The sequence below is a fragment of the Alteromonas sp. MmMcT2-5 genome (genome assembly GCF_022348315.1).
GTDB lineage: Bacteria > Pseudomonadota > Gammaproteobacteria > Enterobacterales > Alteromonadaceae > Alteromonas > Alteromonas macleodii.
The window spans coordinates 23,320-49,411 of sequence record NZ_JAKRFB010000021.1; the positions used below are offsets into that span (position 1 = coordinate 23,320).

Sequence of the window (26,092 nt, forward strand, 5' to 3'; positions counted from 1 at the left end):
GTCAAGCATACACTGAGCAGTATCAATTGACCTATAGAAGACAAATCATGCAAATCGATGAATTTACACTTGAACGAATCCAATCACTCTATGAAAACTTAGTTGAATTGAACCTATCTGATAGCGGTGTTCACCCATATCGATTAAACGAACTGCTCAATCAGGAGCAGCAACAAGAGCTATTGAATATTGAACTTGGATACGGTTGGACTAATGGTAGTGTGCAACTTCGAGAGCGCATTGCTGCCCTATACAGCAATCGAACTTCTGACAATGTAATCGTTACAAATGGCTCGGCTGAAGCAAATTTCCTAATGGTAATGAGCTTACTTGAAAAAGGCGATGAGCTAATAGTTATTGTTCCTAACTACATGCAGATAGCTGGGTGGGCTAGGTCGTTAGGGGTGAAGGTCGTCGAAATTCCATTATTGGAACAAGACGGTTGGCTACCAAACTTTGAACTGCTAGAAAAAAGTATATCGGCTAACACCAAGATGCTCACTATTTGTCATCCCAACAACCCAACGGGATCTACGCTGCCTCTTGAACAAATACAGGAATTGGTGAACTTTGCAAAACGGCACGACATTTATATCCATGCTGATGAGGTATACAAAGGTGCGGAGTTTGATGGAAATGAACTACCTAGTTTTGCAGATGAATATGAAAAGGCGATTATTACCTGCGGCTTGTCAAAAGCTATGGCGATGCCTGGTTTACGCCTAGGATGGCTAGTTGGGCTACCCGACGACATCTACAAAACGTGGCAGTGTAAGGATTATACCAGCATCACCACTAGTGCTGTAAGCGAATATGTAGCGAATATAGTGCTAGAACCAACCTTTCGGCATCAGGTATTAACCCGCAGTAAAGAATTCTTAATAGATAATCTAAATAGAATTAGTGAGTGGGTCGATGGGAATTCCTGGGCCTCGTTTGTACCGCCCAAGGCAGGAGGTATGGCATTTATTCGTTATGATTTACCAGTTAACTCGACTGAACTTGCCCACGAGTTTAGACAAGAATTGAGCGTGCTTATTTTACCTGGTGACGTGTATGGCTTAGACGGTTACTTCAGAGTAGGAATAGGCGCGCCTAACGATCATTTAGAAAAAGGGTTGGAGAGAATTAGTCATTATGTGAAGCACAAATATGGGGTGTAAACATGAAGATTGTCACTAAATCTGAAATTCTGACCGTGCTGAGGCAATTCGACCCATTGCTTGATGTTGAAAGTGGATTTGTTGACTATTCCAAAGGCTTAGCGTGCATCCCGCCTGTAAGTGAACTAGTGCTTGAGAAAGGTGAAGTACATGTTAAGTGCGGTTACCTCAAGGCCGGAGTTCATTATGTGATTAAGGTTGCATCAGGCTTTTATGGCAATAGTGTATTAGGCTTGCCGTCCAGCAATGGCTTGATGATGCTGTTCTCCACCGAAACAGGTGAAGCCAAATGTTTACTGCAAGATGAAGGTATTTTAACCGACCATCGTACTGCAATTGCAGGCGCCATTGTTGCCAAGTATTTTGCTCCTGCCGTGGTCTCTGCCATTGGGGTAGTAGGTACTGGTATTCAGGCACGTCTTCAGGTGAAGCGAGTGAGTCAAGTGACGGGATGTAAGAAGATTATAGTGTGGGGACGTTCAACGGAAGCTGCTGAACGCTTTAGACGGTCCATGCAAGTCGAAGGTTATAGTGTAGAGCTTATCGAGCACTTGGAGTCGTTGGCGGAGAAGTCAAACCTTATCATTACCACAACCCCGTCTTCCCGACCGTTACTAAGCCAGAAGATGATCCAAGCAGGAACATTAATAATTGCAATTGGCACTGATACACCCGAGAAGCAGGAGCTGGATACAGATATTTTGGTGAATGCCACCAAAATTATTGTGGACAGTAAAAAGCAAAGTTTAACACGTGGTGAGGTATCTAGAGCACTTCGTGCATCCGCTATCGGTGAACATCAAGTGTTCGAGTTGGGAGCAGAAATCGCAAAGGGGAGGCGACCAACGATGGCAACAGAGACAACGGTTGTAGATTTAACGGGTTTGGCAGTTCAGGATTTAAAAATTGCCGAATTTGTACTAAATAGGATTAACTAAGCTTTATCTTGCTAAATATTCAGTGAATCTAGCAAAACGGACTATTGACCCTTGCGTAGTTCGCCAATTTTTCTCGTGAAAAAGGTGCGCTTTGTAGCTGCTTTATGAATCAGCGAATAAGCACTCCCTTAGGGCGGTTGCAACAAACTCTAGTCCAATTTGTTGCAACCAAGTTCGCATCGTATCTATTTGTAGATAAAACCTACAACTCCTTGTAATTAGTAAACACCTTATACAACTGCGTCCCACTCAATACCGAAGCCGACGGGAAGTGTAGAATAGGGATCAAATCGCAAGGCGCTTCTAAGGTCCTGCTGCCGTTGTCGGTATCCAGATCGTCAATATTTAAAATTTGCGCCAGTGGTTCGCCTTTCTTCACCGTTTGGCCTGGTTTCGCCATGTATTCCACCATGCCGCCCCAGTTAGTAAACAGGGTTTTATAGTCTTTTAAATACACGCCTAAACGCTTCATTTCTGTCGGTTTAATATCGCATTCGTGCAATACGCCTTTGGCGTTTAAGTAGCTAAGAATACTGGTGGCGTCTATATTACCTTCGTTAAAGTCGATAACTTCTTGGCTACCCATTTCAAGCGTAAACGCTTCAACGTTAAAGCTTACCTCACGCGCTAAATTAGTTTTTATGCTTTCTTGTAGTGTCCACCATGGGCAGAACGTCGCTTCGTCCAACGCCCCCGCAAATACGTTTGGAATAAAAATACAGTGAGGAATGTTAAATAGCTTGGCGCTGTCTTTGGCGTATTCGGGAATATAAACGTGGCGGGTAGACACCGGGCCGTTGTGGAGATCTAACACGAAATCGGCGTTGACCGCCATTTGCTGTAGCTTTAGGTTTAACTGCTGTGCCAAGCCTAAACCCCATGGTTCAGCCAATTTGTTGTCGATAGCGTTAGATAAATGAGCGCGAAAACGTTGTTTTATGCCTTCAATAGACTCTTCGCGGGTTACCGTTTTGGCGAAATGCTCAACTGCTTCTTTATCGAAGAAATAGCCGCGGTTCCAGTTTGTGCCGTTCACAGGATCGAACCGGCCTAAAGTGAACTCACCGGCTTTAATGTTAGTGCCAATGGGATTACAGTTGGGCACTAGGATAATTTCGCCGCAAATATCCATGTCTTTTAAGCGCTGTATAAGATGGTAAATAACCACGTTACCTTGTACTTCTGCGCCGTGAATAGAACTTTGAATATACACGGTGGGGCCAGGGCGCGCGCCCTTCATACGATAAATTGGCACGTTCATGTTACGTCCAGACGCGTTTTGCGCCACTACCATGTGTTTTTTCACTACTTGGGTTGTCATTTAAATCAACCTATTTTCTGTCTTATTCTTTGTTTAAATATGCTGCTTTTAAACACAGCTTTTATCATTCATGCTGCAAAAGCAGGTATAGTTAGCAAGCACATAGCTCGCAGTCTACGCCTTTAGGTAGCTTCCAGTTTCGCCACTCGTGCGACAGAGCATCAAACGTCATTAACGTGTTTTTAGGAATATTATCGAAATCCATCAATACTTGCATGGCAAGCATAGCTTGGTAAGTACCAACAATATTTACTACTGGCGAGAATATACCTGCCTCAACACAGCTTAGATCAGGCGATTCAAATAGCGTCCGCAAGCATGCATAGCAACGGCTCTCACCGGGTATAGCGACGAATAGCTGGCCTTCAAAGCGAATGGCTGCACCCGATACTAGCGGGGTATTTAGTTTAAAACACAGTAGGTTTATTAAATCTCGCGAGTTTGTATTGTCGGTGCAATCTAGCACAACGTCAGCACGCTCTATGGCTTGTTTTAACACTGGTGAAAGCTGAGTAGAGCTGGGCGCCGAAAACGGTTCTGCCATTACGGTAATGTCGCAGTCGCTGTTTATTGCAATAAGCCGCACTTTAGCCGCCTCTACTTTATTTGTGCCTACATCTTGTTCGCTAAACAAGGTTTGCCTTGGCAGGTTGGTGGCCTCAACTGTGTCGTGGTCGATAAGTGTAAGAGAGCCCACGCCACTGGCGCAAAGGTTAGTAGCAGCCGCGGTGCCAAGCCCGCCAATACCAATGATACAAATATTGGCGTTTAGCAGCGCTTCTTGACCGTCTAGATCCACTTTTGGAAGCACGATATGGCGGTTATAACGCATAGCCTGCTGATGAGTTAGGCTTTTAGACATAGTTTATGCCAACTTAGTTGTTGAATTCATGGCATGCACCCTTATAAAGTGATTACCAAATAGTATTTTGGCTGGTACTTTATCAAAAACCTCCAAAATGTCGCATATCAAATTAGGATTTCATATGTCAGTTGTCAGCCAACCCCTTAATATTGCCGTACTCACTATTTCAGATACGCGCACCCTCGAAAACGACAAGTCGGGAGACTACTTGAAAGAGGCGCTTACCTCGGTTGGCCATAACCTTTACGATCGCGATTTGGTGAAAGACGATATTTATCAGCAGCGCGCCGTGGTGTCGAAATGGATTGCCGATAAAAACATTCACGCTGTATTAATTACCGGTGGTACAGGTTTTACCCACCGTGACTCAACGCCAGAGGCCATCAGTGTATTGTTCGACAAAGAAGTCGACGGCTTTGGCGAGCTATTTCGTCAAATTAGCTATGAAGAGATTGGAACATCAACCATTCAGTCTCGCGCGGTTGCGGGCTTTGCTAATAATACGGTTATTTTCTGCTTACCAGGGTCTACAGGGGCGTGTCGCACAGCGTGGGAAAAGATTATTTCTAGCCAACTTGATGCCGACTTTAGACCGTGTAACTTTGTGAAGCATTTGGTGGAAGCATGAGCACCTTTAGCCATTTAAACGCTGGCGGTGAAGCCAATATGGTCGACGTTAGCGACAAAGACGTTACCAAGCGAGAAGCCACAGCAGAAGGTTTTTTATACGTAAGCGAAGACGTTATTCGCCAAATCTCTGAAGCAAAAATTGCAAAAGGTGATGTATTTGCAGTTGCCCGTGTAGCGGGTATTCAAGGGGCGAAACGCTGCGCCGATCTTATTCCTCTTTGTCACCCATTGGCACTATCAAAGGTGGATATAAACTTCGACATTCAGGCCGACCAAAATCGAATTCAAGCCACCTGCTATTGCAAGCTAAGCGGTAAAACCGGCGTTGAAATGGAAGCGCTCACGGGTGTAAATGTGGCGCTGTTAACCTTGTTTGATATGTGCAAAGCCATCGACCCTGGCATGCATATGGAAGGGGTACGGGTACTGGAGAAAAAAGGCGGTAAGACAGGCCACTGGCAGTCCGAAACCTAGTTTTCACAAAGGCCAGTGAAAGGCCAGTGAGCTAAAAAAGTAACGTGTATAAAGCGAACAAGCATTCAAGACGCAACGCACTTTAGGCTCAACGTATTTCCGAGGCTTGGAAAGATTAATTAGCGCGCACAAAGCAACCTTAACAACGTAGATAACAGGCAAAGCATGCAGGTAACGGTAAAAACATTCGCACAAACCAGAGAGATTACGGGAGAGGACAATATCGCGCTTCATATAAGCGAGAACAGCACTATTGAGACCGTGATATCGCAGCTTAAAACGCGTAGTGACAAGTGGGCATTAGCCCTAGAGGGCAGTGTGCTAACTGCCTGTAATCAAGAGCTCTGCGATCACCAAACCGAACTTAGCGACGGTGATGAGCTGGCGCTATTTCCACCTGTGACTGGGGGCTAGCTATGTTCGCGCTAGTTCAAGTTGAAGATTTCGATCAAGGCGAGCTGTACGCTAGGCTAAAACAGTCGGCAGATGAGAAGGCCTGCGGTAACACCGGCGCGATTGTTACTTTTACCGGGCTGGTGCGAGATTTTAATAACGCTGGCGATATAGACGGCATCGAATTAGAGCATTACCCGGGCATGACTGAAAAAGCGTTAATGCTTCTGGTTGAACAAGCGAGCGAACGCTTTTCACTTAACAGTGCTGGCGCACTGCACAGAGTAGGGCGCATACACAACAACGAACAAATTGTATGGGTAGGTGCCGCCGCTCCCCACCGCCAGGCGGCGTTTGACGCTGCCTGCTACTTAATGGACATGCTTAAACAGTCGGTACCGCTTTGGAAAAAAGAATTTAAGGGCGATAAATCTGAATGGGTTGCGGCAAAAGCATCTGACGATAAAGCGGCACTTAAGTGGATGCGCAAAAAGTAATGGTTTGTTCTTTAGCAACGCGACTTTCAAGCTTTGTTAACTGGGCCATGCTTATTTTGGTAAGTGCAAGTGTAGCTCTAGGCGTTACGGCTTTTTCAAGTTCTGTGGCACAGGCGAGCAGTTTTGAAGCGGCAAATAATAATGTAAATGAAGGGAGCGTTATTAGTGCCGAAAAACAAAACCAGTCAGTAAATTTCAAGCGCGACGAAAAAATTAACATAGCCGTTGCGGCAAACTTTGCAAAACCGCTAAAGAGTATTGCCGAGCAGTTTACTGAGCTAACCGGCATAGAAGTCGCGGTAACGGTATCTTCTAGCGGTACTTTGTATGCGCAAATTCAACATGGTGCTAGCTTCGACGTTTTTCTATCTGCTGATCGCGCTAGGCCGCAAGCGTTGGTTGATAACAACGTAGTTCACCACGGCAATCTGGTGGATTACGCTAAAGGCAAGCTTGTGTTTGTCTATGCTGGCGAATTATCAAGTGAGGCATCACATGAAACATCCGGTGAAAGGAATTGCGAGCAGATCGCGCGCTCATCTACTGGAGACACAACTGCACAAATAAACGTTCAGCTTACCGATTGCTTGTCGAAGCAGCTTGTTCAATTAATGGAAAATCCACAAAACAAGGTAGCTATCGCAAATCCTAAACTGGCTCCCTATGGTGATGCTGCGCAACAGACGTTGCAAAACTTATCCTTATGGCAACAGTTTTTACCTCACAGAGTGATGGGTAAAAACGTGCTACAAACCTTGCAGTTTTATACCACCGGCAGCGTGAAAGGGGCGTTCGTTGCATACTCATCGGCGTTAGATTTGCCCGCAGACTTATCCTCTAATTTGCCTTCTAATTTTAACAGTGTTGTGAATACCAAAAGCGCCGATGCTGTTACGGTTATCGTCCCCGTACCTGAAACCTTGTATCAACCCATCATTCAGTCGTTGGTGGTTAATAGTAAAACGGTAGCTACATTATCTCCGAATCTGTTCGAACCACTTCCAATTAAAAATGTGACAGCGCCAGTTGATGAGCCTATTCACAACGACAACGTTGAGACAACCAGAGCGTTTCGTTTGAGTGACGCTAATGGAGTGTCATCACCCAGCCTGTTCGTACAATATTTAATGTCGCAAGGGGTGCAGCACAGCTTAATTGAATGGGGCTATGAACCTACCATTGCATCGGGCGTCGGTAACTAAGTATGCTCACAGAATTCTTCGGGGCATCGACACTTGAAGCCATATTACTCACCTTAAAACTGGCCTTTATAACCAGTGGTCTACTGTTGTTAATCGCATTGCCGCTAGCGTGGTTTTTAGCGAAATGGCAGAGCAAAGCTAAGCCTCTGTTTATGTCGATACTCGCGTTGCCTTTGGTGTTACCGCCAACTGTGCTGGGTTTTTATTTGCTTATTGCTTTTTCGCCGCAAAGTGCGTTGGGGCAGGGATGGCAAAGCCTAACCGGGAGCAATTTAGCATTTAGCTTTGAAGGTTTGGTGTTGGGGTCTGTCATCTACTCCCTACCATTTGCTCTGCAGCCTTTGTACAGCGGCTTTTCACAATTGGATAACCGTTATTTAGATGTAGCAAAAACGCTGGGGTTTTCGGCTTTTGAAGCGTTTATAAAAATAGTGCTTCCTTTAAGCAAAGCGCCCATCGTGGTGGCATTAGGCTTAAGCTTTGCACATACCATAGGCGAGTTTGGCGTAGTACTAATGATAGGTGGCAATATTCCTGGAGCAACTCAGGTGCTGTCTATCGCGCTATATGAACAGGTAGAAGCGTTGGAATATAACAGTGCACACAACCTTGCGTTGGCCCTTTTGATTTTTTCATTCGTAATGCTCGCGGCGCTCTATCGTTTTAACGGTGTCACCCGTAGTGATGAGGCGCGTTAACATGCAAATATCTGCGCTACTACCAAATCGCATTAACGCACAAATCTCATTGCAGCCACAAAGCCGATTCATTGGGATTACCGGTCCATCAGGTGCGGGAAAAAGCAGCTTGTTTCGCGCCCTAGCTGGCGTAGAAAAAAGCGCAAGTGTGCAAACGCCGTGGACCTCTCAAAAGGTCGGCATCGTTTTTCAGCAGCCCATGCTATTTCCCCATACCGATGTGCGCGGTAATTTAGCCCTTGCGCAGCGTCACACAAGCCCTAATGCAATGTCTATCGATGCGTGTTTGCGCGGCTGTTATTGCGAACATTTAATCGATAAGCCAGTTCAAGCGCTTTCTGGTGGTGAAGCGCAGCGGGTCGCGATTGCACGGGCGTTGGTCAATGGGCCAGATGTGTTATTGCTAGATGAATCGTTAAGCGCAATTGATATCTTCACCCGTCGCAAAATTTACCAGTTTTTGAACAATTTGTGTGTGTCGGGGAAGCTCACCTGCCTTGTAATCTCTCACGATTTAGATGACCTTGCCTTGTTCAGCGATGAGTTGGTTTTTATTGACCAAGGCCGTACCGAGCTTTGTGGAAAAACGCGCGATGTATTGACTCAAGTATTCGAAAAAGAAGGATTTGCGACACCGTCTAGCGTACTTGAGGGATTTAAAGTTACTGCGCGAAGCGGAGCACACGACAGCAACCAGTCACAAAGCGCCGTTGTCAGCTACAAACACGGTAGCCAAACGCAACAAGATCAAAATGTTCTAACCTTACAAGGCAATGAGCAGTGCCAGTCGGAAAACGGAATTGAGCGCGTTGAGGTAGCGGGGCAAGAGATATTCGTCACTGCAGAATCAGTGTCTTATTTGCCTCAGCAAAGCGGTGAAAAAGTTTCTGTTCGTTTTGCAGTTAAAGCTTGTGATGTAAGTATCGATACCAATACTGCTGACTTTGGCAATGCCAGCACAATCAGTATTTTAAATGCGCTGCCATGTGTTATATCTAGCATCGAACCCGTGGCGAATCCACTCAGTCCCCTGAACGAGCCTGAAAATAACGCCGATACAAAACTCGCAGATACAAAGCTAACTTCTAAAAAGCTAGCGACCGTAAACAGCGCGAAAGTGTTGTTAAAACTTGATGTACTAGGCAGTAACCAAACCCTTTATGCCAGCATTAGCTGTATCTCTCTATCGCGTCTTAAGCTTGATGTAGGGATGCAAGTGATTGCGCGGTTTAAATTGCCCTAGGTTTAAATGGCTTTGGAGTAGCTACTGAGTATTTCACTTGCGTTCAAATAAGCGTCGAAACGCGCACAAATAGCCCGAATGTAAATGCGAGCAGACTCTGGCACTCGAATATACCGAGGTGTTATTTCGATAAGCCCGTCTTCTTTAAGTTCTTCAAGGTTGTTTAAGGCTGAAGCAAAGTATTCATCAAAAATGATGTGGTGCTTGTCGGCAATTGCTTGCTTGTCTACCGCTAAATTGCACATTAAGCTAGAAATCACGTCTCTGCGAATCAGGTCGTCGACACTTAATGACAGTCCAACTTTCGCATTGGGCAGGTGGTTGTCTAAGCGATGGTAATATTCTTTTAGCTCCTTAGCATTTTGCGCAAAGGCATTACCTACCGTGCTAATGGCTGATACGCCGAACCCTATAAGGTCGGTATCGCCACGTAAGGTATACCCTTGAAAGTTGCGGTGAAGCTCGCCTTTATTTTTCGCAATAGCCAGTGAGTCTTTGCTTAAGGCAAAATGATCAAGACCAATCATTTCATAACCTATGTTTGTAAAGCTGTTAACGGCAAGCTTGTAAAGCGCCGCTTTTTCTTCACTACTTGGCAGTGTTTCTTCAGCAAATTTACGCTGCGCTGCGAACCTCTCGGGAAGGTGTGCATAGCTAAAAAGCGAAATACGATCTGGCATCATGGCTTTTGTCGCGGCGATGGTTGATGAGAATGTTTCAATTGACTGATTTGGTAAACCATAAATTAGATCTAAGTTAACTGAGTCGAAACCCAGCGATCGAGCCTCGAATACTAAATCGGCAATGTGAGACGTGCTTTGTATGCGATTTATGGTTTTCTGAACATTGTAATCAGTATCTTGTAAACCAAAGCTAATGCGTGTGTAGCCGAGACATTTTAAGTTTTGAAGATAGTGTTTATCGATATTTCTGGGATCTAACTCAATTGACAGTTCAGCACCTGCTTCAAAGGTAAAGTGTTTCTTAAGCAGGTACATTAAATAAGTATGCTGAGTCTCGCTCAAAAAACTGGGTGAACCGCCACCCAAGTGCAGAGAAACTGCACGCCTGCCGTCAGTTAAATAACGCTTAGACAGAATTTCTTTTTCTATGTAATCTAAATATTCGTCCGCTTTTTCATTGTGACGTGTCACCATTTTATTGCAGCCACAGTAGTAGCACAGCGTTTTGCAAAATGGAATGTGCACGTAGAGACTTACTGCCGGCGCTTTTGACACTGCAAGTGCTTGTGGAAGTATGTCATCTTGTAGCGGTTCAAATTTAAGTGCAGTAGGGTAAGAGGTATAGCGAGGAGCATTCAACGCATATTTGGTAATGATTGATACAGGACGTTGTTGTACGGCAATTATTGTCATATTGGCTCTGCACTTATATGTAGATATCTAGGCGCGAATTCAATTCGATGGTTAAAGCTTAATGGATTGCTTAGGAGGCTGATTTGATCTACTTCAAGGTTTTGGTATTAAACCTGATAATTGTTTTACTTCTTCCAGTCATTTTGCTTCAAGCATTGTGGGTGAGGAAGAAGACCGCTGTACTACCAGAGCCCGACGGCGAGCGGGTATTAACCTCTGCCGATAGTAAATTGCTGCTAACTAATAACGTTTTGGTTATAGGCGATTCTGCCGCCGCTGGTGTTGGTGCAACGACGCAAATGGGGGCACTCACAGGTCTGCTGTACTCAAACCTTGTTAAGCATGGGCCAACGCGAGTGACGTTGAATGCTAAAACAGGTTTTAAAAGTGAAGATGTGCTCAAGCTTCTTCATGAAATGCCTGCCGAGTACTTTTCGTCGGTGCTCGTCTCTATTGGTGTTAACGATGTGACCAAATTTGTACCGTTGAAACGGTGGCGACAAAACATCGATGCTATTAGTACGCTACTGTCAGATAAATTTGGGTGCGAAACAATATTATTTACTGCGCTACCGCCAATTCATTGCTTTCCAGCGCTTCCGCAACCTTTGCGTGCACTATTAGGTTACCGCGCGTGGTTACTAAACCAAGCTTTGGCTGATAGCGTAACAGCCCGGGCTAACGCAGACATATTATATGTTAGTGCACTTAATGTGAGCGGAACTATGACGGATATTCAGCAAAGTGGTTTGATGGCAGAAGATGGCTTTCATCCCTCCACGAAAGGCTATGAAATATGGGCACACTCAGCCCTTGAAAAACTTTCCACGCTTTACAGCACCACAATGGGCACGACAACAAAAGTCACAGCAGAAACTGATGTAACTGCGACGAAATAATCGCAGTGTGGGGTTGAAGTTTCTTTTTGTAACCTTATCTAAGCCCTTATATCTTCATGAATTCAATAAAGCGAGGCCTATCATGGCAGCAAATGAGCAAGGTGTACAAAGTGCGAGCGGTATGCAGAGTGTAACAGTTAATATGGTTTCTGACGTAGTATGTCCATGGTGTATTGTTGGGTACCAGCGTTTGCAAGAAGCCATTAAAACCCTTGATAACATTGAAGTGGATATTAAGTTTCATCCCTTCGAGCTAAACCCCAATATGCCAGAAGAAGGGCAAAACCTTCGCGAGCACATAATGGAAAAATACGGCATTAGTGAGCAGCAAAGCGCGCAGAACCGAGCACGGTTAGTAGAAGCGGGCGAGCAATTAGGCTTTTCGTTTAACTTTACTGACGACTCTCGCATGCAGAACACGTTTAAGGCTCACCAACTTATTCACTTTGCTGCAGAAAACGGCCTTGAAGAAGAAATGAAGCTGGCCTTATTTAATGCCTACTTCACAGACGGTAAAAACATTAATGATCTAGGTGTTCTAGTAGCGTTGGCACAAACGGTTGGCCTTGATAAGTCTGAAGCTGAACAAGCGCTTAAGAGTGAAAAATACGCGCAAGCAGTGCGCGAGGAAGAAGCCCTTTGGATGCAGCGCGGTATCCAAAGTGTACCTACTTTTGTCATTGGTAATCAGGGCGTAGCCGGGGCACAAGAGCCAGCAACATTGGCTGCATTTATTGCCCAAGCAGCATCACAGCAATAAGCAGGTTAAACGGGTGTAGAGGTAGTTATGAGTAATCACGTTAACCATTTGTTGGCCCAGTGGCTTCCACTTAAAAACAAGCATAAGTGGGTGTTAGGTTTTATTTTTAAAACCGAAGGCTCATGCTACCGCAAAGCAGGCGCCATGATGTTGTTTAGTGACGCTGGGCATCAGTTAGGTATATTAAGCGGTGGCTGCTTAGAAAGTGACATCGTTAAAAAAGCCCAGCGAGTAATGACAGACGGGGTAAGTCGTACCGCGGTTTACGATGACGAAGATGAAGAAGACATCGCGTTTAAGCTAGGTGTTGGATGCGGCGGTGTGGTGCACTTGGCACTCGTACCAGTTAACGAGAGTAACCAGTATTTATCGTTGGATGTGGTTAGCAAAAGCTTATCAAACGGAAAAGCGTGTGAGTGGCGCTGCGCTGTAGACGGTACTTTGGGTGATTGCACGGAATTGGAAGACCATTCTGCTAAACCTAGAAAAGCTGTGCTAGACACCGTTGATGGCAAGCGCATGTTGTCGGTTTTGATGCTGCCGCCTATCCACCTACTTGTTGTTGGAGGTGGGTACGACGCTACCTTTATGACTAAGCTTGCTAGTTTGCAGGGCTATTTAGTCAGCCTTTGGGATCCAAGGCCTGCACAAGCAAGACTTGAACATTTTCCCGAGGTAAATTACTTGATTGAAGACCCGTCTACTGAAGGCTTACGTCTTCACATGGGCGAACATAACGTTCAAGCAGCAGTGCTTATGTCCCATCACCGTGAAATTGATGCAAAGGCGCTGCAGGTGCTAAGCAAGCAATCGTTAACCTATACGGCAATGCTCGGGCCACTGCACCGTAAGCAGGAAATTATGGATTTAGCCGGGCTTGGCGATACCAACTTTACTCAGTATTTTGCAAGCCCCGCTGGTTTCGACATTGGTGGTGAGCTACCTGAGCATATAGCGCTGTCTGTTATTGCTCAGTGCCATGCGGTGTTTCATACCAAACCTACGCATTTAAAGCGTTAGAAAGACTTTCTGAAGGTAACGCCAAAGCTTCTAGGCGCGCCTGGGTAGGCCATGATCTTTCCGGTTTGTACGGGTACATCAAAGCCACTTCGTGCAACGTACTCTTCATCGAAAACGTTGCGCGACCACGCAATAATTTCGCTATCCCATTGTGGGATAGTGAAACTTACGCGAACGTTAAATAATGAAAAGTCGTCAGCGTACTTGTACGGGTCGTTCGCATCATCAAGAAATACGTCGCCCGTGTATTGGTAGTCAATACTGGCGGAGGCAGGATAATTCCCAACTTCGAAATAGTGATTCAGCATAAGAGACAGTGAGTTCTGAGGCTCGAAGCCTACGCGGTCATCGTCTCTTGAACAGAACGGGTCGTTAGGCGCCACACGGCCCGGGTCGTCAATGCCCGTGTGCCACGTGTACGCTACCCAACAGGTACCGCGTTTAAACTCATCAAAATTCGCCAATGTGCGCGAAGCAACTGCATGTAATTCGGTGCTTTCTGTCATTAGCCATGTGGCTTCAAGCTCTATGCCTTTTACTATGATATCGCCCGCATTTTGCAGGTTGAACCCCGTTCCGGTAAAGGTCGTCGCCTGAAAGTCGCTAATTTGTGTATAGTGCGCCGCAGCATTTACGCGCACGCCGTATTCTTCAAAATCGTGTTTTATACCTATTTCAGCACTTCGCGATTTTTCAGCATCAAAAAGCGGGCTAAGCGAAGGTAAGATTCTGTCGGTATTCGTACCGCCAGCTTTGTAACCAGTCGCAAAACTAGCGTAGGTTAGCGTGTTGTCATTAGGGTGATAAGCCAGTTTTACCGTGCCGGTTAACTGTGAATCATCAAGCTCTTCGTTTAAGTCAGGGCGCGGCATAACCGCTGCAGATCCCAAGAAAAAATATCCCCAGCCCGCTTGTTGAAATGGTGCTATTGCGTTAAGGGACTGTGCTGTAGGAGCTTGTCCCGCCGCTAACGCAGCAGCGATGTTTTGTAACCCCACTACAGCACGACCTACATTAGGCCATTGCGCTGGGTCTTGAGTTAGTCCATCAATACCAGGCCCTTGCTCATCGTAGGCTCCGATAATCGACTTTTCTTCGCGGGTATAGCGTAAGCCCGTTGTTAAAGTGAAATCACTGTTTAACAGCCAATCCAGCTGAGAGAATAAAGCAATACTATCTTGCTCTTGATAGGCGCTGTGCGCGAAAGCAGTACCGGACGGCGCGGGTGCTGCAGCAGGCGCAATAAAGCCTGATGTAACTGCAGATAGCTCGTTGATGGCGTTAGCCAAAGGCAGCAGATCGGGCGCGGCGGCATTAAAGAACGCACTAAAATCATCTTGCGTGGTAGTATCAAAGGTTAGATCTAAGTTTTGGCTGTAATAGTAAACACCTATTAAACCGCGCACATCTTCACTGGTGTAATGTAATCTAATTTCTTGAGAAAACGACTGCTGCTTGGCGTCGTTAGTGGCAGTAAGAAGGTCCGCATCAGAAAAGTCGGTATCTACCGTATCTAAGCTGTCAAACGCGCGGTACGCGCTTATGCTCACAAAATCCCATGCTTTGTTTAAAGCCACATCTACTTGAACTGATAGTCCTTTGTCTTTCATTTTTGAAAGGGGAGTTTGCGACAGCGAGGTTTTATAGTCATAAAAGTTATCGCGCCCGTAAATAGTTGCATTAAACGGCGGTTGTAGCAGCAGTGCATCAGTGCCGAATTTACCCGCTATGTCATTAGCCTGAATGTTGTTTTGAAAAGTAAGTGCGCCGCAGCATCGTTCGTCTAGCTCGCCGTAATCAGCAATAAGTCGCACGCTAATTTCATCTGTTGGAGTGTAAAGCAACTGTGCTTTTATCGCAGAACGGTTACGGTTATTTAGGGTTTGTCCGCTGCGCTCGTCGGTAATGAAACCGTCACTGTGAGAACTAAAGCCAGATACTCGCATGGCGAGTACATCGTCGATTAGCGAAAACGACGAGCCAGCGCTTAAACGAACCAAGTTATCATTGCCGATGATGGCTTCGACAAAGCCGTCGCGCTCGTCGTGTGAAGGTGCGACCGTAGTTAACGTCATTGCGCCAGCGGCGGTATTCTTTCCGAATAGTGTGCCCTGTGGCCCACGCAACACTTCTATGGATTCAATATCGACTAAGTCGTTTATTAACGCGTTTTGTCGTGCACGGTACACACCATCTACGTATAAACCCACCGAAGACTCGAAGCCGAAGTTTTGTGAAGACGTGCCAATGCCGCGTATTGAAAACCCTGAATTTGTTACGCTTTGATTTTGAAACGCGCCAAAGGCAGGTACGTAGTTTTGCAGGTCAAACACATCTCGGCTAACTGTTTCAACTAGGTCTTGACCTGAAAGCGCAGTGACCGCAACGGGCACATCTTGCAAGTTTTGACTGGTCTTTTGCGCCTGTACAACAATGTGTTCCAGCGCCTTTTTGTTATGCGGAGTAGATAGAGCATTCTCATCGGCGTGAGCGTGGGGAGCCAAAGCAAGTGTCGACGAAACAATAGAGGCAATAAACGGCGAACTACACAGGCAACGCGTAATGGCGTTTTGTGGTGTAGATATGCTTAAGCTATTACAAGACAAAGCGTGTGTAAGTGACTTCATTTTGGTTCTTTTTATTTTTCAAAAGCGGGGGGCTTTAAACAAAATTAATCACGACAAGGTCGCGTCCAAATGCGTACAGTCCTTTACATTTTAAATACGCCAACTTCCCTATGACGTCGTGTAGTGCTTTTTCACTATACAATCTAATGAACATATATTGCACGCATTTGAAGCTATCATGTCAAATTTTGTTCGCAACGTGCAAAAAGCGAACAGATATTTGGCAGTGAATAGTTTCACATGATGCATACTCATTCAAAATATCAATTAAACTTATATCGCTGTTTTCCTTAGTATGTTGGTTGAAAGTTAACATATTAATAACATCAGGCAGCGGTATGACAGACATCTATTTAGTGCGACATGGTCAAGCGTCTTTTGGCAAAGCGAACTATGACAAACTTAGTGAACTGGGTGGGCAACAGGCCATTTGGCTTGGTGACTATTTCAAGCATCGCAATGTTGAATTTGATGCAGTTTTCTCTGGCGACATGGTTAGGCATCACGAAACCAAAGAAGGTATTGCCTCGGGTATTGCTACTGAAGACTATACGCTACCTGAAGTTACAGTGAATAGCGCACTGAATGAATTCAATTTTCAGGCAGTGGCTACCGCCTATTTAACACGCTACCCAGAAGCAAAAGTACCTGAAGGTGCTTCGCCTTCTGAATATTACCGATTGCTAAAAAAAGCAATGCTTGCCTGGTCGCAAGACGAATTGGCGCATGAACTCCTTGATGAAACATGGGGTCAGTTCGAAGACAGAGTTCACAGTATGCTCACGCACCTTCAAAGTATAGATGCGAAGCGTGTTCTCGTTGTGAGTTCTGGCGGTGCAATTGCCATGATGCTCAAACACATTCTTGGCTACGATGCGGCCACCGTTGTGAATATGAATTTGCAGATCCGAAATGCCAGTTTTTCTCAATGCTTTGCCAATGCGCGAGGCGTTCACCTTAATAACTTCAACAGCGTACCTCACCTGGATGTGATTGACAGGTTACACGCCATTACCTACAGCTAAATGGGGCAGTTATGAACTTTGAATATAATGAAAAGACCCAAGCACTTTTAGAAAAACTAAAAGCGTTTATGAAAGAAGAAGTGTATCCAATTGAAAAGGAATACATTCACGCCGTAGAAAATGGCTCTGCCAACAATGGCGAAGGTCGTTGGAAAACGCCTGAAATGATGCATACATTGAAAAAGCGTGCAAAAGAAGCGGGTCTTTGGAATCTATTTTTACCTGAAGAATATAAGCCATATGGCGCGGGCTTGACTAACGCAGAGTATGCACCACTTTGTGAAGAAATGGGCAGAGTTTTGTTTAGCTCTGAAATCTTCAACTGTAGTGCGCCAGATACCGGCAATATGGAAGTGCTGGCGAAATACGGTAACGAGAGTCAGAAAAAGCAGTGGTTAGAGCCTCTCTTAAACGGGGAAATACGCTCAGCCTTTGCTATGACAGAGCCTGCAGTGGCATCAAGTGACGCGACTAACATCGAAACTTCCATTAAGCGCGATGGTGATGAATACGTTATCAACGGCCGTAAGTGGTACACCAGCGGTGCTATGAATGAAAACTGTAAGATTATGGTTGTAATGGGCAAAACTGATTTCGATGCGCCTCGTCACCAGCAGCAGTCTCAAATCTTAGTTCCTATGGACACCAAGGGTGTAACTATTGTTCGCCCAATGGCAGCAATGGGCTATTACGACGAGCCTATTGGTCATGCTGAAGTCTTGTTTGAAAACGTACGTGTACCGGCAGAAAACTTACTGCTTGGTGAAGGGCGTGGTTTTGAAATCGCACAAGGGCGCTTAGGCCCGGGCCGTATTCACCATTGTATGCGCCTTATTGGCTGTGCACAGCGCGCGCTCGATATGGCCTGTGAACGAGTTGAAAGCCGAGTGGCGTTTGGCAAACCGTTGTCAAAACAGCAATCGGTTAGAGAAAGCATTGCGCAGATGCACTGTGATATTGAACAGGCGCGTCTGCTTACGTTGAAAGCGGCTGATAAGATGGATCGCTATGGCAACAAAGTATCGCGCGACCTTATCGCTGCTATCAAGATAGTTGCACCTACTATGGCCTGTAACGTTATCGACCATGCCATTCAGATGCACGGCGCTGCAGGTACAAGCCAAGATTTCGTATTGTCTGCCATGTACGCTTATGCGCGTACTATCAAACTGGCAGATGGCCCTGATCAGGTTCACATGATGCAGTTAGGTCGTAATCTTATTGCTGAAAAAGCAGTCGCTGAATAAGTCAGTGTTGTAAATAAACAATACAAAAAATTACGGGTAAGGAGTGAATGTGTCTAAAGACAATGCGAAAGCCCCACATGTCATAGATTTAGCAGTGCTGAATTCGTATTTATCTTCTGCGTGCCCCAGTATTGGGCACGTCAAAAGTGCTGAGAAATTTGCGGGTGGGCAATCGAACCCGACGTTCAAGCTTACTACGGATAACGGCGTCTACGTGTTACGCCGTCAACCTCCGGGTAAGTTACTGAAATCGGCCCATGCAGTTGACCGAGAATTTCGCGTTATTAATGCGTTGCAGGGCTCAGAAGTGCCTGTGCCCAAAGCGTACCATTTATGTGAAGATGCCAGCATAATCGGTAGCATGTTTTACATTATGGCCTATGTTGAAGGTGACATTTTTTGGAATAGTGCACTGCCTGAAATAGCGTCTTCTGCTACTCGCGGTGCCATGTATGATGAAATGAACCGGGTGCTTGCAGCGCTTCACAGTGTAGATATTGAAAGCGCAGGCTTACGCGATTATGGAAAGCCTGGCAGCTACTTTGAACGTCAGCTAAGCAGGTGGACAAAACAGTATCGTGCATCTGAACTTGAGCATGTTGAAGAAATTGAAAGTCTTATTCAGTATCTTGAGGCCAACCTGCCAAAAGATGATGGTCAAGTCTCGTTGGTCCATGGCGATTTTCGTTTAGACAACATGATGTTTGATATGTCTGACCCTAAAAAACCAAGAGTAGTCGCAGTACTTGATTGGGAATTATCAACGTTGGGGCATCCGTATGCCGATTTGGCTTACCAATGTATGCAGTTGCGCCTTCCCTCTGACATTGCGCACGCAGCTGGGTTAGGTGGTTTAGACAGAGAGCAGTTAGGTATTCCAAGTGAACAAGAATATATCAATGCGTATTGCGAGCGAAGAGGTATTGATGCCATTAGCAATTGGACGTTTTACCTCGCATTTAGTTTTTTCCGTTTAGCCGCTATTTTACAAGGCGTGGTAAAACGCGCACACGATGGCAATGCGTCAAGCGAGAAGGCTATGCAATTAGGCGCAATGGTGCGACCTCTGGCGCAAATTGCGAACCAAACCATTCACCAAAGCGAATAAACGCCATATAACCTATTTAATGACAGGTCATGCTATCAATAGCGTGCTCGTCGAACAAAGCAACTGGAGACAGTATGAAAGCAATTGTATGCGAATCTTTTGGACCACTTGAAGAACTTCAATTTAAAGACGTTGCAGACCCGCAAGTAAAAAAAGGGCATGTAGTCGTAAATGTTGAAGCCGCAGGGGTGAACTTTCCAGACGGACTATTGGTGCAAGGTCTGTATCAAATGCAGCCAGACTTCCCGTTTATTCCTGGCAATGAAGTGGCAGGCACCATATCTGAAGTAGGTGAGGGCGTAAGCCATTTAAAAGAAGGGCAACGAGTTATTGCGTTGTCTAACTTAGGTGGTTACGCAGAAAAAGCGCTGATCCCTGCCACTCATGTTATGCCGTTACCTGATCCCATCCATGTTAATGAGGGGGCTGCTCTTGTAACTGCGCATGCGACAGCACATCACGCGTTAAAGCAGCGCGCAAAACTGCAGCCAGGCGAAACACTGGTTGTAACCGGCGCAGCGGGTGGTACTGGCTTAGCAGCAGTGCAAATAGGCAAGATTATGGGCGCTAAAGTTATTGCAGTTTGCTCAACAGAAGAAAAGCTGGCGCTTGCTAAAGAGTATGGCGCAGACGTTTTAATTAACTACAAAGAAAAAGATCTCAAAGAAACGCTGAAAGAAGTCACAGGCGGCAAAGGTGTCGATGTAGTTTATGAATGCGTTGGCGGTGACACATTCCACGCTTGCAGCCGCAGTATGGCATGGGAAGGTCGTTTACTTGTGGTTGGCTTTGCTGGCGGTGAGATCCCGAAATTCCCGGTTAATTTAGCGTTGGTAAAAGGCTATTCGGTTATGGGCGTATTTTGGGGCTCGTTTACTCAGCACGATCCAAAAGGCTTTGCGGAAAATATGCAAGAGCTTTTAACTTGGTATGTGCAAGGTAAGGTGAAGGTGGTCGTAGATGAAGCATTACCCTTAGAACAAGCAACGAAAGCCATGGCCAAGGTAATGAACCGGGAAGTGAAAGGTAAGATGGTGCTTGTGCCCTGATCCTACAAGCCTGACACGTGGGTAACTTAACAATAAAGCCTGAACAATCGATGTTCAGGCTTTTCTTGTTAACAGTGGGTTATTCCATAAGCCACATTCGGGCGCTTCTTCCTGGTACATAGAACTTGTGCCACTGAGTTGTAATATATTGCACATCATTACTTAACGTATCGCGGTAATTTCTATACCACCACAAATTGTCCGTAGATGTATCTACCCATATATCTTGGCCGTCTGCGCATTTATTAATACCCACAACGCCTTGATGGTCACGTTTGAAGAAAATAACGCAGTCATTATGACTTACCACTTGCATGCCACTGCCCTGAACTCCGTTATGGAATTTAACCATACCCTTGATGTCATCACGCTTGTACAAATCTACCCAACGATTATCACCACTTTCATTGTTATCTGAGTACAGTAATGGAACACCACCGTCACGGCCTAGTACATAGGCATTTGCCAAATGTTCGTCGGTAGGGTCAAGTAACTGGTAGCGGAAGCCGTCGTTTAGCGGGATGTCGTGGGTAATACTAAATGTGATGGCCTTGTCGCCTGATAAAGCCTGACCGTACGCACCTGGGTCAACTAAGGCATTCATCGAACCACCGAAGCTAAATGCACTACGTATTTGCGCGAAAAGCGGGAAGTCGTAGGCCGAGTGACCTGTTGCTGATAAATAAGGTGCAAGGAAGTTATCATACTCACTAGAGCCTGCACCGCCCGTGGTAATTATTTCTCCGAAAACATGCACGCCGTTTTTTATATTGCTGTCGAACACCGCGTTGATATGATAGTTGGTCATGTGCTTTGCAGCATCAACGCGGAAACCGGTTACACCCATGTCTTTTAACGCCTGAAGATACGCTTTTTGCTGGGCTACTACCCAATTATTGGGGTCTAGGTCGGGCAAGCCAGGATCTGGCGCGGCGCCGCATAATCTATTGTACTGAACATCGCCCACGTCGCTGTAGTTACTAATGCACTTAGGACCACCTTGATCATACGTACCGTGGAAGTCACCACCGCCAAAAAGGCCGCTACTTACATCACCAAATAATGTGATGCCATTGTAGTATCCCTGATTTGATGAGTATTGCTGTAGTACTTCACTTCCGGGGTAGTTTAAGTCTGAACGTTTCCATGCTTCGTTCGCCATATGATTAAAGACAATATCCGCATAGGTCTCTACACCTTTGGCATTTAATGCATTAACCATCGCTTGAAAGTCAGCAGTGTCACCAAGTGGGTTATCAATAACTCGATAGTCCTGTGGTTGATATCGCGCCCACCACTGGTCACCTGTCGATTTATAAGCAGGTGAAACAAGTACTTTGGTGTAACCAAGATCCGCAATTTCCTGGGCTTTTGCGGCTACGTCGTCGTAGGTCCAGTTAAATGCGTGTAGTATAACGTCGGCATAGCTTTGATAACTTAATGTACTCAGTGCTGCGCCTATTAAAACGCCTGCCGCATGTTTCTTCATCTTCATAGTGTGTCCTATTTTATGTGGGAGCGAGATAAAAGATGAAAATAATGCTTACATTTTGTTTACAAATAATAAACATCATGCATACGTATTCTATTCACCTTTAATTTTAAATTAAAGGAAAGGTGAACAATCAAGATACGCAGGGAAGGGAGTACAGTTAGTTATTGCAATTGGGTTAGCGGCTCTTAGTTGCGCAGCACTGTTTGAATTTTTTGTTGCTACCGCAAACACAAGGTAGGTTTCTCCCGTATTTAATTTTGCCGCAGTCGTCGTGTAATACGCCGTCGTGATAACGCCACTTACCGTCTTCAACACTAAAATTCGACGTTTCGTGAAGCTGATACATACTTTTATTTTCAAAATAGTAAGCAGTGAATTCAACAATGGCATTATTGGGTTTGGTGATGGGTTTGGTGATGGGTTTGGTGATGGGTTTGGAGATGGACTTTAAATTAGTCTTAGAGATTGGCTCGGCGTTGGTTACTGCTTCGACTTTAGCGTCGGCATGTACAGTACTGTCTATCGAACTATCTTCAGTACTACTGACCAAGTTACCTACCAAGCTATCTACGGAGCTAGCCGCTAGAGTGGGGTGTACTTTAAGTGCGAACCATGTCGCACCTTGTGCGCTTTGCGCCAAATCCTCTACAGAGAGACCCTGCTGCTTTTCTTTGGTGTAGGTTTCAAGAATATATTGATAATGTGCTGTGGCGTAGGCTGAAAACCGGGAGCGCATAAGTTGCTCTGCAGAACTAGGGTGTTTATCACCCTTAATAAAAGGCTCGCAGCATTCGTCGAAGGATTTTGATGAGCAACAGTAACAGCGCATAAGACAACTCGCAGTTTAAGAGTAAAACAAAGCGCTACAGTATAAGTATAAGTTGCGTGAGCCCCAACTTTTTTAAACGTAAATGTTGCCGATATTCAAAGATTCCTTGGCGGTCCATGCCAAAGGGTACATGTCAGAGATTCCACGCCAAAGAGTTGTATGAAAATAAATATTTAGGTTTTGTTTACGCACCGCTACTCAGGCAAACGTAAGATGTAAGCATAAACAGGCTTTGTATTACCAAGGACCTAATGCTACGTTTTGTTCGTCATTAATGCTGTTAACACGTACATTCACCAGGCTGACAGAGTAAAGCTCACACAGCTTTCTGATCATTTCACTATCGGTTGGTTGAAGGTCTAAATCAATGTTTTCCACATACAGTGTTTTACACTGGCCACCTGTAATCAGCTTACTGATCCATTCGGGCATTTTTTCTTTTTCAGGTTTCTGAATACGGATAGCGTGATCTACAGATTTAGAAAACGACACCGTATTTGAAAGCAGATAATTCCAACCTTTGTCGTTAGTTCCTTTTCCATTACCTTGTTTTTCGCCTGGAAACCCTTCTATCGGCAAAGGTAGTTGAACAACATTTGAAACCGAAGCGCGTAAAGCATTGAATCGTGAAACTGAAGATGTGTTCATAGTAAAACCCTTTATGCATTTGCCCTTAAGTTCATAAATCGAACTTCAGGAATATTGTTATTAATTGATACTGGTTATTTATACAGTGTGAATGTGTATACAGTATTCATAAAAGAGGGATTTGGCAAGTATTTAGTTGTACTTTTTTCACACAAATTGGTGCTTTGTCAGTAACTATATAAAAGATAATGGTTTTTTTGTGCTTTCGAATTCTGAAGGAAGTATTCATACTCCGATTAAGGTAAGATGCGCGAGAATCTTACATAGAAAACTACTGTATAAAGCTGGAGGAGCGTTGAGCGCATTAATACATTTAGGCTACTTGGGGATGTTCTTATCGGCATTTTTGGCTGCCACTATATTGCCTTTTAGTTCTGAAATTGTGCTTAGTGCTTTATACAGTAGTGGGTTGAGCTGGTTGTTGTTGCTTGTTGTTGCTTCGTTAGGAAATGTACTCGGCTCGGTGGTTAATTATGCATTGGGCTTCAAGTTCGGAAAAGAAATTGCGACCGATAAGTTAAAAGTGAGCGAAGCGGCGTTTAACCGTGCAAGTTACACCTTTACAAAGTGGGGGAAGTGGAGCTTGTTTTTATGCTGGGTACCTATTATTGGCGACCCTATTACTTTAGTAGCAGGTGTACTTAGAAGCCCGTTTTGGTTTTTTATTCTCGCGGTAACGCTTAGTAAAACAGCGCGTTATGCTGCGCTGCTTTACGTACTTGTTTAAAAGGTTTTCGACTTTAGTTTTCTCACGCCACTGCGTTTTTGTCTCTCGACTTCTTTTGACTTTTCTTCTGATACGTCACATACCACAGCTTCATTCTTGGGCTCATTAATATCAGTCCAATCATCCAATACCAAACGGGCTCTTGCCAAAACGTCTTCTGCGACCAGCTGAAATGAAGTAGTGCAAGGGGCAAGATCAGGTAAATGCTGTTGTGAAGCTTCTGCCACTTTTTTCCCATGTTGCGCTGGATACGCTTGAACGACGTAGCGGTGAGAGCAAAAAGAAGAAGTAACGCTGCCATGCCAACAATGATGTAAGGCCTGCTTACTATCTCGCTAGCCACTAGTGCCATATCAAGCTGGAGTTCAAACACAATGTAAGTGAGCAGGTGTGCGAAGGCGTACACAAAGGTGTATACGCCAATCATACGTCTGAATTGCATCGGTTCTGGGCTTGGTAGCCATTTAGCAAGTGGGCTAAGAGTAAGCGTTAGTAAAAGAAAGTGAATTGCCCAGGTTCCAGTCTCATTGATGAGCGTGTTTACAGGGTCTGGACCAAGCTGATCGGTTACCCCTGCAAAAAACAACCAGGCGAGATAGCCCAATGCGAAAAGGTGAATAAGACCTTTTAGGCTGCGGCGTTGCCAAACAGAGAGTCGAAATGGTTTTTTTCTTAACGGCATTAAATGAACAACTTAATAATAATGTTTAATAGCTTCGGTCATGAGATATTGGTTAGAAGGGCTAGCTATTTGCTCGTAGCCCTATAAAACGTACCAGCTAGTAATAACGGGATAAGTCCATATCTTTGTATAGCGGCGCGACTTCGCTGTAACCGTTGAACATTTGGGTGTCGATGCGATTTCTGGCGAGTAGCCCACCTGTGGTTATTCTACGCTCGCTGGCCTGGCTCCACCTTGGGTGCGACACGTTTGGATTCACGTTGGCGTAAAAGCCATACTCGTTGGCGGCCAGTCGATTCCATGTGGTAGGCGGTTTCTTATCGGTAAGGCGAATTCTGACAATAGACTTAATGCTCTTAAAACCATACTTCCACGGTACAACAAGCCTGATAGGCGCACCGTTTTGAGGTGGCAAGGTCTTCCCGTAAAGACCAACCGACATGAGCGTTAACGGGTGCATGGCTTCGTCAAGACGCAAACCCTCTACGTAAGGGTAATCAATACCACCACCGGTAAAGCGGCTTCGTTGACCGGGCATTTGCTCAGGGTCGTATAGGGTTTCAAACGCCACGTACTTGGCTGACATTAATGGCTCGGCTTGTTTTAACAACGCCCCCAACTCAAACCCAATCCAAGGCACCACCATCGACCATGCTTCCACACAGCGCAAGCGGTAAATGCGTTCTTCAAGGGGAAAACGCTTTGTTAAGGCATCGTGATCAAGCTCAATGGGGTTTTTAACCATCCCGTCAACTTTTAACGTCCATGGATTAGTTTGAAATTCAGTCGCATTTTTGGCTGGTGCATCTTTAGATGTGCCAAACTCATAGAAGTTGTTGTAGCTGGTCACTTTATCTTCAGGCGTTTGGGTTTCCGTTATTTGAAACTTAGGGGGCTGACTAAACTCCAGCGCCTTTCCCTTAAACGCTGCCTTCTCTTCTTCATCTTCCCAAAACCAACCGGCAGCGCCTGCCGACTTCGCCAACAGCGTAGACGCTCCCACAAAGCCCATAGATTTGAGCAATGAACGGCGATTCATATAAACGCCTTCATTGGTTACGTCGTTATCAGTTAATTTTACTGAGGGTTTAAATGGTTTTGGCATTACGTCACCTAAATTATGATAAGACTATGAGAAATGGTCGTCACTTCGCCCAGTACATTTAGCTACGTTAA

26 protein-coding genes are annotated in these 26,092 nt (G+C 45.2%); 17 read left to right on the forward strand and 9 right to left on the reverse strand.

The annotated features are described in order from the left end of the window. The first annotated feature begins 47 nt into the window (after positions 1–47). Both MHN09_RS10575 and MHN09_RS10580 read left to right on the forward strand, forming a co-directional pair. Positions 48–1,163 (forward strand): aminotransferase class I/II-fold pyridoxal phosphate-dependent enzyme, encoded by a 1,116-nt coding sequence (locus MHN09_RS10575; protein WP_239240620.1) that lies wholly within the window; start codon positions 48–50, stop codon positions 1,161–1,163. 2 nt (positions 1,164–1,165) lie between these two features. Next, entirely contained in the window at positions 1,166–2,101 is a 936-nt protein-coding gene (locus MHN09_RS10580; RefSeq protein ID WP_239240623.1) for a hypothetical protein, read from the forward strand. Positions 2,102–2,303: 202 nt separating this feature from the next. On the opposite strand, the gene MHN09_RS10585 is transcribed toward MHN09_RS10580, so the two are convergent. Both MHN09_RS10585 and MHN09_RS10590 read right to left on the reverse strand, forming a co-directional pair. Beyond that, a complete protein-coding gene (locus tag MHN09_RS10585; protein WP_239240626.1) occupies positions 2,304–3,422 on the reverse strand; it encodes a succinylglutamate desuccinylase/aspartoacylase family protein in 1,119 nt (372 codons plus the stop codon). Positions 3,423–3,513: 91 nt separating this feature from the next. Then, positions 3,514–4,284, reverse strand: a complete 771-nt coding sequence (locus MHN09_RS10590; protein ID WP_239240629.1) for a HesA/MoeB/ThiF family protein — start codon at positions 4,282–4,284, stop codon at positions 3,514–3,516. Positions 4,285–4,408: 124 nt separating this feature from the next. Here MHN09_RS10590 and moaB point away from each other — a divergent pair, with 124 nt between their 5' ends. From moaB to MHN09_RS10625, 7 genes are all read left to right on the forward strand, one after another. After that, positions 4,409–4,915, forward strand: a complete 507-nt coding sequence (gene moaB, locus MHN09_RS10595) for a molybdenum cofactor biosynthesis protein B (protein WP_014949775.1) — start codon at positions 4,409–4,411, stop codon at positions 4,913–4,915. Further along, entirely contained in the window at positions 4,912–5,391 is a 480-nt protein-coding gene (moaC, locus tag MHN09_RS10600) for a cyclic pyranopterin monophosphate synthase MoaC (RefSeq protein ID WP_239240632.1), read from the forward strand. The genes moaB and moaC overlap by 4 nt, the downstream gene beginning before the upstream one ends. A 165-nt stretch (positions 5,392–5,556) precedes the next feature. Further along, complete coding sequence (locus tag MHN09_RS10605) at positions 5,557–5,805, forward strand: MoaD family protein (protein WP_075177406.1); 249 nt, start codon at positions 5,557–5,559, stop codon at positions 5,803–5,805. A gap of 2 nt (positions 5,806–5,807) precedes the next feature. Then, complete coding sequence (locus MHN09_RS10610) at positions 5,808–6,281, forward strand: molybdenum cofactor biosynthesis protein MoaE (RefSeq protein ID WP_014949772.1); 474 nt, start codon at positions 5,808–5,810, stop codon at positions 6,279–6,281. Then, positions 6,263–7,483, forward strand: a complete 1,221-nt coding sequence (gene modA / locus MHN09_RS10615) for a molybdate ABC transporter substrate-binding protein (RefSeq protein ID WP_239240635.1) — start codon at positions 6,263–6,265, stop codon at positions 7,481–7,483. The genes MHN09_RS10610 and modA overlap by 19 nt, the downstream gene beginning before the upstream one ends. Positions 7,484–7,485: 2 nt before the next feature. Continuing rightward, positions 7,486–8,181: a molybdate ABC transporter permease subunit gene (modB, locus tag MHN09_RS10620; protein ID WP_239240638.1), complete on the forward strand. Its 696-nt coding sequence runs from the start codon at positions 7,486–7,488 to the stop codon at positions 8,179–8,181. A 1-nt stretch (position 8,182) separates the two neighbouring features. Continuing rightward, positions 8,183–9,424, forward strand: a complete 1,242-nt coding sequence (locus MHN09_RS10625; RefSeq protein WP_239240641.1) for an ATP-binding cassette domain-containing protein — start codon at positions 8,183–8,185, stop codon at positions 9,422–9,424. 2 nt (positions 9,425–9,426) lie between these two features. Here the strand turns inward: MHN09_RS10625 and hemN are convergent, their stop codons facing one another. Continuing rightward, positions 9,427–10,800 carry an oxygen-independent coproporphyrinogen III oxidase gene (hemN, locus tag MHN09_RS10630; protein ID WP_061486009.1) on the reverse strand — a complete coding sequence of 458 codons (1,374 nt, stop codon included), beginning with the start codon at positions 10,798–10,800 and terminating at the stop codon, positions 9,427–9,429. A gap of 83 nt (positions 10,801–10,883) precedes the next feature. On the opposite strand from hemN, the gene MHN09_RS10635 reads away from it, so the two are divergent. The 3 genes from MHN09_RS10635 to MHN09_RS10645 all read left to right on the forward strand — a co-directional run bounded on the left by MHN09_RS10635 (position 10,884) and on the right by MHN09_RS10645 (position 13,479). Next, positions 10,884–11,699 (forward strand): SGNH/GDSL hydrolase family protein, encoded by an 816-nt coding sequence (locus tag MHN09_RS10635; RefSeq protein WP_061486008.1) that lies wholly within the window; start codon positions 10,884–10,886, stop codon positions 11,697–11,699. A gap of 82 nt (positions 11,700–11,781) precedes the next feature. Next, on the forward strand, positions 11,782–12,459 hold the full coding sequence (locus MHN09_RS10640) for a DsbA family oxidoreductase (protein WP_061486007.1): 678 nt from the start codon (positions 11,782–11,784) through the stop codon (positions 12,457–12,459). Between the two features lie 27 nt (positions 12,460–12,486). After that, positions 12,487–13,479, forward strand: coding sequence for an XdhC/CoxI family protein (locus MHN09_RS10645; RefSeq protein WP_039225462.1), 993 nt, complete (start codon positions 12,487–12,489; stop codon positions 13,477–13,479). Here the strand turns inward: MHN09_RS10645 and MHN09_RS10650 are convergent. Beyond that, positions 13,476–16,106, reverse strand: coding sequence for a TonB-dependent receptor (locus tag MHN09_RS10650; protein WP_061486006.1), 2,631 nt, complete (start codon positions 16,104–16,106; stop codon positions 13,476–13,478). The two genes, MHN09_RS10645 and MHN09_RS10650, sit on opposite strands and share 4 nt — an antisense overlap. A 338-nt stretch (positions 16,107–16,444) precedes the next feature. Here MHN09_RS10650 and MHN09_RS10655 point away from each other — a divergent pair, with 338 nt between their 5' ends. The 4 genes from MHN09_RS10655 (at position 16,445) to MHN09_RS10670 (ending at position 20,535) form a co-directional block, all read left to right on the forward strand. Next, the gene (locus MHN09_RS10655) at positions 16,445–17,131 is read left to right on the forward strand and encodes a histidine phosphatase family protein (protein ID WP_039216471.1); all 687 of its coding nucleotides are present in this window, start codon (positions 16,445–16,447) and stop codon (positions 17,129–17,131) included. 11 nt (positions 17,132–17,142) lie between these two features. Then, the gene (locus tag MHN09_RS10660; protein ID WP_014949762.1) at positions 17,143–18,378 is read left to right on the forward strand and encodes an acyl-CoA dehydrogenase family protein; all 1,236 of its coding nucleotides are present in this window, start codon (positions 17,143–17,145) and stop codon (positions 18,376–18,378) included. 49 nt (positions 18,379–18,427) lie between these two features. Beyond that, on the forward strand, positions 18,428–19,486 hold the full coding sequence (locus MHN09_RS10665; RefSeq protein ID WP_061486005.1) for a phosphotransferase family protein: 1,059 nt from the start codon (positions 18,428–18,430) through the stop codon (positions 19,484–19,486). Positions 19,487–19,560: 74 nt separating this feature from the next. Beyond that, entirely contained in the window at positions 19,561–20,535 is a 975-nt protein-coding gene (locus MHN09_RS10670) for an NADPH:quinone oxidoreductase family protein (protein WP_061486004.1), read from the forward strand. Positions 20,536–20,614: 79 nt separating this feature from the next. Here MHN09_RS10670 and MHN09_RS10675 read toward each other — a convergent pair whose 3' ends face one another. From MHN09_RS10675 to MHN09_RS10685, 3 genes are all read right to left on the reverse strand, one after another. Then, entirely contained in the window at positions 20,615–22,030 is a 1,416-nt protein-coding gene (locus MHN09_RS10675) for an alpha-amylase family protein (RefSeq protein ID WP_080589184.1), read from the reverse strand. A gap of 175 nt (positions 22,031–22,205) precedes the next feature. Continuing rightward, complete coding sequence (locus MHN09_RS10680) at positions 22,206–22,859, reverse strand: YchJ family metal-binding protein (protein WP_061486003.1); 654 nt, start codon at positions 22,857–22,859, stop codon at positions 22,206–22,208. 237 nt (positions 22,860–23,096) lie between these two features. Then, positions 23,097–23,507 carry a hypothetical protein gene (locus MHN09_RS10685; RefSeq protein ID WP_049587264.1) on the reverse strand — a complete coding sequence of 137 codons (411 nt, stop codon included), beginning with the start codon at positions 23,505–23,507 and terminating at the stop codon, positions 23,097–23,099. Between the two features lie 328 nt (positions 23,508–23,835). Here MHN09_RS10685 and MHN09_RS10690 point away from each other — a divergent pair, with 328 nt between their 5' ends. Beyond that, positions 23,836–24,234, forward strand: coding sequence for a YqaA family protein (locus MHN09_RS10690; RefSeq protein WP_239240664.1), 399 nt, complete (start codon positions 23,836–23,838; stop codon positions 24,232–24,234). 22 nt (positions 24,235–24,256) lie between these two features. Here MHN09_RS10690 and MHN09_RS10695 read toward each other — a convergent pair whose 3' ends face one another. Both MHN09_RS10695 and msrP read right to left on the reverse strand, forming a co-directional pair. After that, positions 24,257–24,916 carry a protein-methionine-sulfoxide reductase heme-binding subunit MsrQ gene (locus MHN09_RS10695; protein ID WP_239240644.1) on the reverse strand — a complete coding sequence of 220 codons (660 nt, stop codon included), beginning with the start codon at positions 24,914–24,916 and terminating at the stop codon, positions 24,257–24,259. A 97-nt stretch (positions 24,917–25,013) separates the two neighbouring features. Then, the gene (gene msrP / locus MHN09_RS10700) at positions 25,014–26,021 is read right to left on the reverse strand and encodes a protein-methionine-sulfoxide reductase catalytic subunit MsrP (protein WP_239240647.1); all 1,008 of its coding nucleotides are present in this window, start codon (positions 26,019–26,021) and stop codon (positions 25,014–25,016) included. Between the last annotated feature and the right edge of the window lie 71 nt (positions 26,022–26,092).

Coding starts and splice junctions, on each gene's coding strand:
- MHN09_RS10575 (WP_239240620.1), top strand. CDS start 48: ATGCAAATCGATGAATTTACACTTGAACGAATCCAATCACTCTATGAA.
- MHN09_RS10580 (WP_239240623.1), top strand. CDS start 1,166: ATGAAGATTGTCACTAAATCTGAAATTCTGACCGTGCTGAGGCAATTC.
- MHN09_RS10585 (WP_239240626.1), bottom strand. CDS start 3,422: ATGACAACCCAAGTAGTGAAAAAACACATGGTAGTGGCGCAAAACGCG.
- MHN09_RS10590 (WP_239240629.1), bottom strand. CDS start 4,284: ATGTCTAAAAGCCTAACTCATCAGCAGGCTATGCGTTATAACCGCCAT.
- moaB (WP_014949775.1), top strand. CDS start 4,409: ATGTCAGTTGTCAGCCAACCCCTTAATATTGCCGTACTCACTATTTCA.
- moaC (WP_239240632.1), top strand. CDS start 4,912: ATGAGCACCTTTAGCCATTTAAACGCTGGCGGTGAAGCCAATATGGTC.
- MHN09_RS10605 (WP_075177406.1), top strand. CDS start 5,557: ATGCAGGTAACGGTAAAAACATTCGCACAAACCAGAGAGATTACGGGA.
- MHN09_RS10610 (WP_014949772.1), top strand. CDS start 5,808: ATGTTCGCGCTAGTTCAAGTTGAAGATTTCGATCAAGGCGAGCTGTAC.
- modB (WP_239240638.1), top strand. CDS start 7,486: ATGCTCACAGAATTCTTCGGGGCATCGACACTTGAAGCCATATTACTC.
- MHN09_RS10625 (WP_239240641.1), top strand. CDS start 8,183: ATGCAAATATCTGCGCTACTACCAAATCGCATTAACGCACAAATCTCA.
- hemN (WP_061486009.1), bottom strand. CDS start 10,800: ATGACAATAATTGCCGTACAACAACGTCCTGTATCAATCATTACCAAA.
- MHN09_RS10640 (WP_061486007.1), top strand. CDS start 11,782: ATGGCAGCAAATGAGCAAGGTGTACAAAGTGCGAGCGGTATGCAGAGT.
- MHN09_RS10645 (WP_039225462.1), top strand. CDS start 12,487: ATGAGTAATCACGTTAACCATTTGTTGGCCCAGTGGCTTCCACTTAAA.
- MHN09_RS10650 (WP_061486006.1), bottom strand. CDS start 16,106: ATGAAGTCACTTACACACGCTTTGTCTTGTAATAGCTTAAGCATATCT.
- MHN09_RS10655 (WP_039216471.1), top strand. CDS start 16,445: ATGACAGACATCTATTTAGTGCGACATGGTCAAGCGTCTTTTGGCAAA.
- MHN09_RS10660 (WP_014949762.1), top strand. CDS start 17,143: ATGAACTTTGAATATAATGAAAAGACCCAAGCACTTTTAGAAAAACTA.
- MHN09_RS10670 (WP_061486004.1), top strand. CDS start 19,561: ATGAAAGCAATTGTATGCGAATCTTTTGGACCACTTGAAGAACTTCAA.
- MHN09_RS10675 (WP_080589184.1), bottom strand. CDS start 22,030: ATGAAGATGAAGAAACATGCGGCAGGCGTTTTAATAGGCGCAGCACTG.
- MHN09_RS10680 (WP_061486003.1), bottom strand. CDS start 22,859: ATGCGCTGTTACTGTTGCTCATCAAAATCCTTCGACGAATGCTGCGAG.
- MHN09_RS10685 (WP_049587264.1), bottom strand. CDS start 23,507: ATGAACACATCTTCAGTTTCACGATTCAATGCTTTACGCGCTTCGGTT.
- MHN09_RS10690 (WP_239240664.1), top strand. CDS start 23,836: ATGTTCTTATCGGCATTTTTGGCTGCCACTATATTGCCTTTTAGTTCT.
- MHN09_RS10695 (WP_239240644.1), bottom strand. CDS start 24,916: ATGCCGTTAAGAAAAAAACCATTTCGACTCTCTGTTTGGCAACGCCGC.
- msrP (WP_239240647.1), bottom strand. CDS start 26,021: ATGCCAAAACCATTTAAACCCTCAGTAAAATTAACTGATAACGACGTA.